The sequence below is a fragment of the Corynebacterium callunae DSM 20147 genome, assembly GCF_000344785.1.
Classification (GTDB): domain Bacteria; phylum Actinomycetota; class Actinomycetes; order Mycobacteriales; family Mycobacteriaceae; genus Corynebacterium; species Corynebacterium callunae.
This window is the reverse complement of record NC_020553.1, coordinates 33,438-46,647: the sequence shown is the minus strand read 5'-3', so window position 1 is coordinate 46,647 and position 13,210 is coordinate 33,438. Positions and strand designations below refer to the sequence as shown.

8 protein-coding genes are annotated in these 13,210 nt (G+C 50.0%); 3 read left to right on the top strand and 5 right to left on the bottom strand.

Annotation, left to right across the window (positions count from 1 at the left end; translation table 11 throughout):
- Positions 1-100 precede the first annotated feature (100 nt).
- Together H924_RS13355 and H924_RS13350 are read left to right on the top strand one after the other, a co-directional pair.
- A complete protein-coding gene (locus H924_RS13355; RefSeq protein ID WP_015453133.1) occupies positions 101-1,948 on the top strand; it encodes a site-specific DNA-methyltransferase in 1,848 nt (615 codons plus the stop codon).
- A gap of 2 nt (positions 1,949-1,950) precedes the next feature.
- Positions 1,951-4,506 carry a DEAD/DEAH box helicase gene (locus tag H924_RS13350; protein ID WP_015453132.1) on the top strand — a complete coding sequence of 852 codons (2,556 nt, stop codon included), beginning with the start codon at positions 1,951-1,953 and terminating at the stop codon, positions 4,504-4,506.
- Between the two features lie 129 nt (positions 4,507-4,635).
- Here the strand turns inward: H924_RS13350 and H924_RS13345 are convergent, their stop codons facing one another.
- The 4 genes from H924_RS13345 to H924_RS13330 form a co-directional block, all read right to left on the bottom strand.
- A complete protein-coding gene (locus H924_RS13345; RefSeq protein WP_015453131.1) occupies positions 4,636-10,026 on the bottom strand; it encodes a hypothetical protein in 5,391 nt (1,796 codons plus the stop codon).
- Between the two features lie 128 nt (positions 10,027-10,154).
- Positions 10,155-10,808, bottom strand: a complete 654-nt coding sequence (locus tag H924_RS14830) for a hypothetical protein (protein ID WP_015453130.1) — start codon at positions 10,806-10,808, stop codon at positions 10,155-10,157.
- A gap of 147 nt (positions 10,809-10,955) precedes the next feature.
- On the bottom strand, positions 10,956-11,264 hold the full coding sequence (locus tag H924_RS13335) for a hypothetical protein (protein ID WP_015453129.1): 309 nt from the start codon (positions 11,262-11,264) through the stop codon (positions 10,956-10,958).
- Positions 11,261-11,440, bottom strand: a complete 180-nt coding sequence (locus H924_RS13330) for a hypothetical protein (protein ID WP_029703925.1) — start codon at positions 11,438-11,440, stop codon at positions 11,261-11,263. The genes H924_RS13335 and H924_RS13330 overlap by 4 nt, the downstream gene beginning before the upstream one ends.
- A 145-nt stretch (positions 11,441-11,585) precedes the next feature.
- On the opposite strand from H924_RS13330, the gene H924_RS13325 reads away from it, so the two are divergent.
- The gene (locus tag H924_RS13325) at positions 11,586-11,765 is read left to right on the top strand and encodes a hypothetical protein (protein ID WP_015453128.1); all 180 of its coding nucleotides are present in this window, start codon (positions 11,586-11,588) and stop codon (positions 11,763-11,765) included.
- A 351-nt stretch (positions 11,766-12,116) separates the two neighbouring features.
- Here the strand turns inward: H924_RS13325 and H924_RS13320 are convergent, their stop codons facing one another.
- Positions 12,117-13,097, bottom strand: coding sequence for a replication protein RepA (locus H924_RS13320; protein WP_015453127.1), 981 nt, complete (start codon positions 13,095-13,097; stop codon positions 12,117-12,119).
- Between the last annotated feature and the right edge of the window lie 113 nt (positions 13,098-13,210).

The following is a 13,210-nucleotide window of genomic DNA, read 5'->3' as shown; positions in this document are numbered from 1 at the left end:
AAGCCTTGGAACTGCTTCAAAAGTAAGCTGTTCGTAAAATAGATTGTTCGATAATTGAAGTTTCCTTGATCTTCCAGATTTCAGGGATGCAAAGGATAATATGAAGCAGCGCTTGGAACTGACTTGGTTTAACAAAGACAAGGCTTTAATTCCTACTGAGCAAGGACGTTACGGATACACCTGGGTTAGCCCTAATGATCCTCGCTATTGCGAAACCCATACGTTGATCAAGACAGATGCTATTACGGGGACGCAACTGCCGAAGGGTGCTGAATCTACCTACAGCGAACGAGCTGATCTGGAGCCACAAAGCGATAACTTGCTGATTTTGGGTGAGTCAGGCGACGTATTAGAGACTTTAACTCGAGTTCCTGAACTGGTCGATAAATATGTTGGCAAGGTCAAATGTGTTTATATCGATCCGCCCTTCAATACTGCGCAAACTTTCGCTAATTATGAGGACAATCTTGAGCACTCTGTTTGGCTCACCATGATGCGCGACAGACTTATTCATTTACACAAGCTTCTCAGCGACGAAGGCTCCATTTGGGTTCACCTAGATGAGTTTGAGATGCACCGCATGCAAATGGTGCTGGATGAGATATTTGGATCAAATAACTTTGTAGCTAAAATTGCCTGGCAGAAACAGTACGGTCCAGATAACCGCTCGGTGTTCACACAAACTGATGACTCTATCCTTGTATACGCGAAGAATTACTCTGCTTTTAAAAAAGTAAGGAACTTCCTGCCAAGAAGTGCTGCACAGGACGCTTCATACTCAAACCCTGATAACGATCCACGTGGAGCATGGAAAGCCGGTGACTTCACAGCACAGTTTGATCCGGTGCAGAACCCTCGAGAGAACCAACGTTATACCCTCGAGACTCCTGCAGGTTTAAGATTCGATCCACCAAGTGGTAGTTGCTGGAGATTTACTGAGGCACGCTATAAAGAACTTTTAGCAGATAACCGCGTGTGGTTTGGCCCAAAGGGTACTGGTAAGCCTGCTTATAAACGTTTCCGCTCAGAAGTAATGGATGGCCGCGTACCTGAGACCTGGTGGACTTATCAAGAGGTGGGCCACAATCAAGATGGAAAGAAAGAAATTAAGACACTTTTCCCAGCTATTGAGCCTTTTGCAACACCAAAACCAGAGCGTCTCCTTGAACGAGTGATTCATATTGCAACTAATCCTGGAGACATTGTGCTTGACGTGTTTGCAGGATCGGCAACTACTGCGGCTGTTGCTCAAAAGATGGGTCGCAAATGGGTTACCTGTGAACTCATTGAAGAGACCTTTACGACTTTCACTCAGCCACGCCTAGAAAAAGTCGTCAATGGCGAAGATATGGGTGGAATCTCTGCTTCCTCTGGCGAACGAATTGATAACACTACTGATGGTCTACCTGACGGTATAACTCCAGATGATGCGCAGAGGTTTACTTCGCTGCTGAACAAGATTATTGCTGGTGATGAATCCTTTAAAAAGGATGCAACAGTCAAAGCTCTCAAAGCCTTGGCTAAGACTAAAAAGACACCGAACACAATTAATTGGCGTGGTGGAGGTGGGTTTACTGTGGCCAAGTTGTCGCCAGCCTGCTTTGACTACAACGAAGAACTTGATCTGGTCACGCTCACTGAACATGCCACTGGTCAGACTCTTATCGACTCAGTTGCAGCGCAACTGCGGTTCTACCTCACACCTAATGACCGGCATTTCCATGGTCAGGTAGGTATTCAGCACCTAGTGGTTATTGAAGGAGTGCTCGACAATGAAAAGGTTGATGATCTCATGAGTCATCTTCCTCGAGGCCATTGTTTAGTCCTTGCCGCCACCATTATCAACGAAGAAACTCGCCATCACGTTCGTTCATTTAAAAATGGATCTCGTGTTGTCAGCATTCCCCACGACTTGTTCACTTATTCAAAGAACCAGGAGGTGAAATAGTCATGAGCTTTATCATCACATATGACGAGAACCTGATCGAAGAGCTTGCTGCTCGTTTTAATTTGCGCGAACCAAACCGAAAAGCACTTTCAGCCCTCGTTCAGCGGTTGGATTCGGGTGAATACTCACCATTAGAAATGCTCACCCTTGACCTGGCCACCGGAGTGGGAAAAACATACATCCTGGCTGCCTTCATTGAGTATCTCAACCGCCAGGGAGCACGCAACGTCATGGTCGTGACTCCTGGCAGGGTTGTTCAAGACAAGACAGTTTCTGACCTTTCACATGGTTCCGAACGCTACATTGATGGGTTTACACAACCACCGATTCTCGTTACACCAGATAACCCTCAAGGTTTTGCTGTGGCTGAATCATCACGAGGTTTATTCTCCTCAGACGACTCCTCGATGGTTTTCGTCTTTAATGTCCAGCAGCTTTTCCCTCCTAAAGACGAGGGCAAGAGTGTCGCTTCTGGTCAGGAAGCTCTGCGCCGCAAGACCTGGCGCTGGCAAGAAGAGTACGGCTCTCTCATGGAGCATCTACGAGGACTCGAAGATCTTGTCGTCATCGTTGACGAAGCGCACCTATTTGGAAGTAACGCAAAAGTTTATCGATCAGCTCTCGAAGAGCTTCTTCCCCAGGTTACAGTGGGTTTGACAGCCTCTCCTGCGAAAACTGATGACATTGTGTACCGCTATCCACTGTGGAGGGCAATCCGCGATGGATATGTTAAACAACCGGTGCTGGTTTACCGTAAATCAGGCTATAACTCTGAGGAACGCCAGCTTCAGGATGCCATGAGTCTGTTAGCGTTGAAGGAAGAAGCCTATGCTGGTTGGCGTGCTGCTCATCCAGAAGGAAAGCAGACGAAACCTCTTCTATTTGTAGTTTGTGCAGATGTTAATCACGCTACGGAGACAGCTGAGCGTTTACGCTCGACCGCTTTCATGGGAGATGAATTAGCGGTCTTACAGGTTGATAACCAGCATGATGATGCGACGACGCAAGCCTTTCTTCGCTATCTCGACAAAGAGCATTCCCCTGTCCGCATCATTGTGTCGGTTAACAAGTTGCGCGAAGGATGGGATACCAAACGCATTGCCGTGATGTGTACCCTGCGAGCTATGGGGTCAGAGGTGCTTACTCAGCAGGTCATGGGGCGCGGAATTCGCTTGCCGTTTGGCCAGCTAACTGGCGTTGAGGCCATCGATGAGTTGGACATTATCTCTCATAAGTCTTTCGTTTCCCTACTTAAATCGGAGGATATTCTCCGCGAATTTGGTATTGAATCTGATGAGCGTCCACAAGCTTCCACTGTGTTAGCAATCCCTGGAACTAAGGTCGATCCCCAGGCCACACCGTTATCAACAACGCCAGGTATTGAGGATGGCACCGCATCTACATCTGAAGTGGCGGATGTAACGAAGGAAGCTCAGGAGAAAGGTTCGAATATTGCCGACCTCGTGGGATCACGAGGTCTAGAAGATAACGAAGAAATCGTGTCACCTAATGACATCTTTACCCAGGTAGAAGTGTCAATTAACGAGAAATTCCAAGGCACAACTTTTCTATTTCCTTCAACCGTAATGGAGAAAACTACCGAGCCGTTTGAACTTGCTGACATCACCACTGAAGATGTTATTGCTGCGGCAAAGCGCACGAAGAACACTTCTGAGTACCTAGAGCGAACGCGAGTAGCCGTTGTTGAGAACGATGCTGGCTCTGCTGCTATCCGTGGTGAGAATACTGATCGAGTTGCTGTTGAGAGTTTTCACCAGTCTGAGAGAGAAGTCGCTAACGAACTGACGAGACGTGTGTTAGCGACCGGAGGCGTGTCTGCCGATGCAGCAAATGTTGCGCAACTAAGTCGACGCATTGTCCCTCAATTCATAGCGAATACTGGAATTGAACAATGGACAGAGAAAGCAAAACTCTCTGCTGCAGATGAGCTGCGCCGACTTGTCCAAGCTGAGGTAAAGAAAGCTGCAAGTCATACGCGGACAAAAACGCGTGTGCTGCCCATCGAACTTCCTATCAATGACAGCTTCACTTTGAATTTTGGTGAAAAAGTACTGCCACTCCTGGATCTAGCCGCAAAGTCGACAAAGGCTTCTAGTGGTTTCAAAGAACGCAGCTTTTACGGCCCTTGGACGAAGGGGCTATTTGATGCTGCATCTTTTGATTCCTTCTCTGGTGAGTATAAGTTGGCGGAACTTTTGAACTTTGACCCAGATGTGCTCTGGTGGAAACGCCTATATTCACATGAACATGCGGTCGTCGCCTACACCCCGAAGAATGATTATTATCCAGACTTTGTGGTTAAAGCGACAGATGGAACGCATTGGATTATTGAAGGAAAGTCCCAGAAGGGCGTAGACGATGAGATTGTTCAGGTGAAGAAAGCTGCCGCGGAAAAGGCTATTCGCTTGCTTGCAGGGCATCCTGATTATCTTGATCAATCGTGGGGATATTTGATTGCTTATGAGCAGGATATTGCCGGCGCTGATTCCCTAGCGGATCTGTTGGCCAGCAGCGTGACGGAGAAAACAGTAATTTAAATGGGATGTCACCACAAACCTATTGCAAGGTGAAACCATAGGTATATGACCAGCGCACTAATTAAATACATAGCATGCCCCTACCTGCTTCTCCTTAAAGACGGCAGGTGGGGGCATGTTTATGCGCGTTTATAATTCTTGACCACTATCCCGATCACGTTGCCACTGCTGTGACTGATCAGGCGATGATACTGCTGGTTGATAACCATCAGGGAAATGCTGCGGCCCAGACACCGTACTAGATTGACCACCAATTAAGGGAGCAAGCTCAATATCGCCCGAGGATTCCACCTCGGAAAACATCGACAACGGATCACCATCACCCCACAGCAAGGCCTGATCATCAACATTTGACCTATCTATACGCAGAATCGGCTTCGAATTCGGGTGACACACCATCCCCTCTTCCACCATGAACCCTGTGGGATTCAATTCCAGGGAAAAACCAGGTGAGCGCCCTTTATCCGACAACCGCATCAGATGCTCTGTACGTGCGGTGACCTCAGCCTCAGAAGAATTAAACGCCGCTAACCGCTCCCGCACCTCGTGCAATTCTTGTTTAGCCTCATCAAGCCGTACTTGATCAGGGAAAACACCTGCATCAGGGGAATTTTCCAGTCGATCAATCGTTTCACGCGCAGCCACAATATCTTCCCGCGTGCGCTCAATGCGACGCAGCACACCACCAACAGAAGACTCACAGCGCGTTAAGAAACCAGAGCGCGTAGACCCAAGCTTTTCCTCCTGGTCAGCGCGACGCACCAGATCATCACGCACCAAGTTTTCTGGGATCGGATCAGGATGATTACCCGCTGGAGAGCTAATAAATAACGAACTCCACTCGTGGCTAAAGCTTGCACTAATAGGCACCCCACCAATCTCACCAATAGGCGTTGGCTCGCGGTCATAACGATGTTCTCGCGCGACAAGGGCAAGCTGGTTGACCATAGCCGTGGTGGCCTCTTTACGATCTGTAAATTCACGGCCACCAAACACCCATGTGCACTGGTCAGACTCGGCTTCTTGCCATGCAGTTGCGGCATCAGAAAAGGATTCAAGCTTCGGCAAACGCTGCCCTAACGAGACAACATCGCGTTTGGCCGTTTGCAGCGCAAACTCGTTGGACTTGCGCAATGACTCATGCTCAGTCTTTTTCGACTCCAGTTCCTCAACCTGATTGTTTAAGCGCATTTCATGCACAAAATCCATGTTGCCGGTGGCGATGGACTTGTTGTACGCAAACGCTTCCCCACCCTGACCTTCAAGTGGTTCCATATCGCGCAAATCATGGTTCGCGCGATAAAGCTGCTCAATGAATTGAGCTTTACGCTCCACCGTTGTCCAGGCAAAACCGTCAGAGGTGCCAGCGGCAATGTAGTTGTAGATTCTCACATCGTCGTTTTGGTTGCCCTGTCGAATAATGCGTCCTTCACGCTGCTGGAGGTCAGCAGGCCGCCACGGCACATCAACGTGGTGCAACGCCACAGCACGGGACTGGATATTGGCACCCGTGGACAGTTTTTCAGTATTGCCGATCACCACATCGACTTTGCCGTTGTTGCAATCATCGAATAATTGCAGCTTGTCATGATCCCACTCGTGAATAAACCGGATTCGATCACGATCCATGCCTTTTTCCACCAGCTCGTCGCGGATCGCGTCGTACATGGTGAACTTTTCTGGGTCAGAGCTGGGGACACCACGGTCGCAGAAGATGATCTGGAGACCACCAGGATTCGGTGATGGCTCACCACGCAAATCCACATAAGTGTTGTCCCGGTTGTCTTTCCATTCGGAAATAACAGTGTCTGTAACTGCTTTAATGCGCCCGACAGTGGGGTCAAAGTCGAGGCCGGCCATCCGTGGGTCGAGGGTGGCTTTACGACCATCACCAATAATTTTCAGCGGCCCATCGACGCGCGGATCAACAGTTTTTAGCTTCCCTTCTCGCCACATCAAATCACGGTTGAAATCTTTGACCTCCATACCTGGGTCAAACTCCACCACGGTGGGCTTTCCGTTATCAAGCTGAGGCAGCTTAGCGGTGATGTCGTCACGTCCGACAAAATCCATAAATGGCGCGGACATACGAGCCAGCTCACCCACATTGACGTATTTGGCAATGCGCTGGCGTTCTCGGATTTGTCCACCAGCGCTGAAATCCAAGTCAGTGACTGACTGGGTGAAGTTGTTGCCCCAGGCATTTACGCCAGAAACATGAGCTTCATCCATAAGGTCAGGGCGCAGATAGTGCTGCATGACCCACATTTCCGAGATGGAGTTGGTAATCGGTGTGCCGGTCGCAAAGGTCACCACGGGGGAACCGGGGCGTTTTTGGGTGCGCAGCCATTCCAGCTTCATGTCCATGTCCATTGCTTTTTGGCTACCAGGGTGAGATAGCTCAGGAGCAGGCGATGAGCGCTGGAGGTTTTTATATCCGTGTGCTTCATCGACAATGAGATAATCCAGGCCGGTCATGTCAAAGGTCAGACCTGTGTCTTTACCTATGTGAGCAGTCTTTTCTGCCAAGTCATGCTCATATCGACCAATAACTTTTTCAATATCTTTAATGCTGTTTTTGAAATCTCCATCAGCGGTGCGCAGATTTTCCAAATCTTCGCGCAGGTCATCAATACGACGAGACAAGTACTCCGCTTCAATCTCCGGTGAGACAGGCATGAGTTTGAATACAGATTCAGGAATCACCACCATATCCCAGTCGCCGGTGGCCGCTTGGGAAACAAACATCCGTCGCTTATCCACTCCCCCACCTTGAGCGGACGCACCAGATAACACCCTGGCACCTGGATACCACTGATTAGCTTCACGAGCGATCTGGTCAACAAGGTGATTAGGCACCACCAGCGCAGGCTTATTGGCAAGCCCTAATCTGCGCAGTTCCATCGCTCCCATCACCATGGAGCCGGTTTTACCAGCACCAACAACGTGATTAAGGAGCACACCCTCCTCATTGACCATGCGTTCAACAGCATTGCGCTGATAGGAATAGGGGGTACGACCGGCTGCTAGACCATGAAATGGACGCTCGGAGCCGTCATAGACGGGAGCAATGACGTTATTAAACCGATCGTTATAAGCGTCAATGAGCTTCGTTAACCGCTCTGGGTCTTGAACTGCCCACGCGGGAAAAAGCTCAGCTATTTCTGTTGCCTTGCGTCCGGCAAACCTCGTGGCCTCGGCATTAATCGCTGACGTTTTACCTGGCAGTCCTAATTTTTCGCGGGCTTCTTGCGAATAATTAAGCCTTGGAGCCTGTGAGTTCATCGCGTCAGTAATAGCTTGCGCCCCGGTATAAACCACAGAACTATACCCACGGTGGGCAACACCGCAGTGGGAAAGGTTTTTCAGCCTATTATCCGTGGTCTTAAAGTTATATTGACCATCGGCATTAGCTGCTGCCACACCATGTTTTAGGTTGGCTTCATCTTGACCAGTCCACCATTTAGGGACGGTGACATGCCAGGAGTCGGCGGCGTGCGCCACTTTGATGCCATAGCGTTTGTGCTCAGGAATGTGCAGGGTATCGGCAATAAAATCAACATAGATGTCCTCTGGAATCCATGTTGCACCGATATTCATCGTGATGCCCTCAGTGATCGGGGCGGGCTGTACCTGCTGCAATGCACGTTCATTGACGCTGAAACGATTGTCATGTTCGCGTGCTTGTTGTGCCTGCCTAAGCTTGGTGCGCACAGCACCAGAAAGGTACGTGGGAGCAGGAATCCACAAATCAGGTTGAGCTGGATCGCGGAATGCTAATTGCTGCTCATTGAGTTCACGTTCGACATCTTCTTCACTGTGATCAGGCAGCAGCTGGGTAAGCGATTCAAGTGTTATGGCTTGATCTGAGTGATGAATCAGGGTGACAGCATCACTGACTGATTCTGCAGTGTCAGGATCAACGACTGTGCGAATCGGGTTACGGGAGAACAACGGCCCCTTTGTCGCTACTTGAGTGTCCTCGTTGTAATCCTCAATAGATCGCAGCGGCGTAAGGAAAGGATCTTCTGCCAATGCACCGGCTAAATGCCGACGGATTGTTTGGACACTGCCTTGGGGTTGGCGTGCTTGATCAAGCAGATCATCTTTCACAGTGCTGGGTAGATCGCCTTCAAAAGGACGGTCAAAAACGGCATTATCTTTACGCCACGCAGTTTCTAGCTGTGCAAACTTTTTCTCAATCTGGGCAGCGCTTGGAACACGTGGTTTCTTTAGCTCTCCCCTATTGAGCGCACCATAGGTCTCAATATAAGCGTCGTATTGCTCATTTAACCGCGCACGAAGTGCTGCAATATCGTCTGTGGCATTATCGCGGCACGCAGTAAATAACGCTGTGGTGGTGTCACGAAGATCAATAATATCTGCCCATTCCTGGGCATATTTCTTCGCTGGTGCCACCTCGACCCACTGTGTGCCCTGTTCGCTATCAGTACGAAGCTGCTCAAAGCGCAATCCATCATCAGTGTGCTCATAGCGCACGGTGCCTAAAACACCGTGTGATTCTGCGGCAGCAGTATCAACCAAGCCTGACACGTTTACTGCCTCAGCTACATTCGTATCGGCTGTAAGCCCATAACCTGCGTTTTTCGCCTCGATAATATCTGTGCTTAAACGCTGACGAATTAGCTCACCCAAAGGCTGGCTGTCGTCGCGGTCAACACGTAATTGCTGGCCAAAGCGAGCACTGGTGATATGTGCTCGGCCGAGAATATGGTCTGGGTGATCGGCAAAGAACCCATTAATGACAATGTCTTTATCGTCAATGGTGATGGAGGTAGTTTCTAGGAACCGATCAGTGCGCTCTGTAGGCTGTTGGCCTTGGTCACGGACACGGAAGATGAGAATATCAGTGCCCGCTTCGGTGCCAGCATAATCAGCAAAAGCACCGTTTTTTCCGGAGGGTAAGCGCACACCAGTGATGAAATCGGCACGGTCAGTGAGTGCTTCTCGTGGCCCGAAGCCATTTTTGCCCGTGCTATCTGCGGTAAAAGTGGAGGTGACAACAGCGACATATCCACCTGGTTTCGTTAAGTCAATTGACTTTGAAATCATGTAGTTATGCAGTGATAACCCTTGGGTGTTATGAACCTTATCCCACGGCACACTTTGACCAAAGGGGACGTTGCCGATGGCAGCTGTGAATGTGTCATCTGCAATGGATGTGTCGGTGAAGCTTTCCGCCCGAATCTGTGCTGAGGGGTGAAGAAGTGAGGCAATCCGCGCGGTCGTAGGATCAAGCTCCACGCCGACTGTGTGATTATTTGCTGGGGTGTGGCGAATGAAATCGCCTTTGCCGCAGCCTGGTTCTAGCACTGTGCCAGCAGATAGGCCTGCATCTTCGAGCACACCCCACATTGCTGTGGTGATGTCGTCATTCGTGAAAAATGCAGTCGTAATAGTACGACGCGCAGCGGCGTATTCGTCGCTGCTGAGCAAGTCGCGGAGGCGGTCGCGTTCTGTGGCAAAGGTATCGCTGCGACTGTCAAAGACTTCTGCCAAGGCACCCCAGGACTGCCACTGGTTGAGAATGTCACGTTGTCCGTTGGTGGCGTCGGTACTGTCGCCAATCTCGTGGAGAGTGTCAAGAACAGCGAGGTTACGGTGAATTCTTTCCCGAGTATTTCTACTTACTGCTGATTCTGCTGCTGGCGATACCTGCTGATGTTCTCCTGGCGCTGTGCCTTGAGGTTGTTGCTGCGAATCTCCGCTGCCGCGATCTGCGTCGTCAGCTCCTGATACAACGGGTCGCTGGTATCTACGATCCCGTCCAGGAACTGCCATGGAAGAGGAAGATCGTGAAGTTGTCTCAGAGTCAAGAGATTGTCCGCGAGTATCGCGAATGTCGTGGTCGACTCCGGCCACAGCCATTCGGCCAGATCCTTCGCGTCGTCGCTGGGCTGAATCCTCCACGGTTCCTGCCACCACAGATCCGGATCGGCCAACGCCTCCTGATGAGACCTCTCCGTCTTGGCTGTCTCCTCGGCTTCCTCGTTCTCCAGCTGTTGCTGCACGATCTGCTGTGTCAGAGGCTCTAGATACTCGCCTCGAACCTGCATCTCCGCGTGTTGAGCCGCCTGGTCCAGAATCGCCAAGGTCTCCAGAAAGCCCGGCTGCTCCCCCCGATTGGCCTTCATCCAGGCTTTCTTCAGTTCTTCCTCCCAGTACGACCTCCGGTGTAGTTCGACCTCCCGAATTTCCTCGAACAGTGCTGTTATCTCCTCCTGAGGCGCTTGTGGCTTGTACGCCTTGTATGTGCTCGTTACGTCCGATTCCAGAATCATCGACGTCTCCTAAAAGATCAAAAAGGTTTAATTGATTTTCTGATATTGCATTTTTACGTCGTCGTGCCATATGCCCACACCCTTAGCTTGTGGTCGTATGATTATTTCGATCAATGCTAGTGGATATATAGCAGGTACTTATTTTGTTTAGGGAATGAAAGCACCTTCTCCGTTGGACAAGTCGGAGTAGCCAACAATGCCCTCATCTGCAGGCATGTCGGTCGGCCAGGTGTTAATAGGGGCAGGTTCATTGCTGACAAGATTGTCGTATTTTTCTGCCATACCGCCGTAGAGGCCACCCATAAACATCAATGGCCAGTAGATGATCACCCATAAAAATGCCCAGGCAAGACCAATTCGAATTTTGGACCCTACCCCGCGACCGCGCCACAAACCAATGAGGCCGGCAATGATTAAACCGCCTTGAAAGATAGGGTCAAGCATGTCTGCGTTCATGGTGCATCCTCATTGTCTTGCAGTTCCTCAGGTAGCCCATAGTGGGCGGCGAGCGCTTCTTCAATAAGTGCTCGGATCGTTTTTCCCGTGGCATGCGATTGTTCTGCGAGTAGTTTTTTGTATGGGTGGGCAATGCGGGTATTGAGTTGAACAACATAAATTTCGTGTGCGGTCATCTCACTCCTGAACTCAAATATTTAACTATATATTTATATCCTAACACCTAGCGTGCTAGCACGCTAGGTGTTTCACGGTAAGAACGCGTTGGAGGTGGTAAAAAAGTTGAGCAGCCCTTGAAAAAATCAGGAAAACTTGGGTGTTATGACGATCATTCTTGACTGCGACTCCGATATTTTCATTGCAGAAACGCCTACAGAGCTCGCCGCCCAGCTCATTAGCAGACTTCCACACAGTCCTGACGACAGAATGCTGGCCGACCTCGCTGCTGCTGTCTTCGGTTGTGACTACCTCGACATCATCATCACCCGTACCTCTTCCTAGATTCAGTGTGGTGTGACAAGTGTGCGTAGAGGTTGAGGTAGAGGTGGTAGAGGCCCTAAAGGGCCTACAGGGGAACGCACGAAAACATGCCCCCACCTGGAGATATGACATAGTATGCGCTACCGAACATGCGTGAAAGCGCTACCGAACATGCGTGAAAGCGCTACCGAACATGCGTGAAAGCGCTACCGAACATGCGTGAAAGCGCTACCGAACATGCGTGAAAGCGCTACCGAACATGCGTGAAAGCGCTACCGAACATGCGTGAAAGCGCTACCGAACATGCGTACATTCAGAAATGAAAAAGCCCGTGAAGATCACTCCCCCACGGGCGATTGCGAGAAAACAATCCTAGAAAGGATTGTCCTCAGTGGTGTCGCACTTCTTCAACTCGCGTTGTTGATTTTTTGCCACAGAAGGAGCACCCGGTTTTAACATCAGTCCGTTGTCTACAACTGAGACAGACGCTTCCGGCCAAGCATCCATCACTTTCCTTAGAGCAGCTGTCACTTTTATCTTCCAATTTCGACGGCCTCTGGTTGTATCTGGGTATCCGGCTCCAAATTGGGCACGTAGCTGCTCCCATGCCACCACGGTCACTCCCCTGTGATAACTCAGGCGGTAAGTTAACCAACAATAAAGATCAATGGCTAGTGGTGACCGACGGATTTGCCGCAACATGGACACATTCAACGGGACAGCAGCGGAAACGAGATCCCGGTAGAAGTTTTCACTCAGGGTCACTGATGAATCTTGTAACCCAAGTTGATCAGGGTGTTTGGGGTCCCACCACAACTTTGAGGAATCAGCGACGACAGTGTTGTCGATTCGCTGAAATGACCGTGGCATATCCTCTACATCAGTTGTGTCATTGGTGGTGACAGTAATGAAGGTGGAAAACAACGCCGTGAGTTGGTGGTGGAGTCGATGAATGTTTCCTTCTTTGCCTCCAGAGGCTGCACCAATTCCTACTTCTCGCATGAACTGAGACAAGGAAGAACCCAGCGGGATAACGCGTGCTTCATTCATGGGCAGGTCTCGACGTCGAATAGCTTCACGGGTCAGCCAGCACATGATCAACCGGGGATAAACGCCATAAGGCAATCCCTTGGATGAATACATTGTCACAATCACATTGCCGTTGGCGAGAACTACTTCTCGTTCTTCCCGCTTACTGTGTGGAAAAGTCGCCTGAATAAGAGTGCGAGAAGTAAAGGTATAAGGGTCTAGAAATCCTGCTTCAATCTCAGCGAGTCGTGCTTGAAGTTCAGCCTCCGCAGATGTTTCTCCGTGGTTGTGGCCAGGCTGATTTCTGGGGGTATAATTGGACATAAATCCTCACTTCTGGATCGTCTTAGTAGTCGTCAAATGGGTGGGGTCGTGGTCGGGGCTGTTGGCGCAGCGCCCGACCTTCTCTATGTGTAGTTAGAATACCATTTTATGAA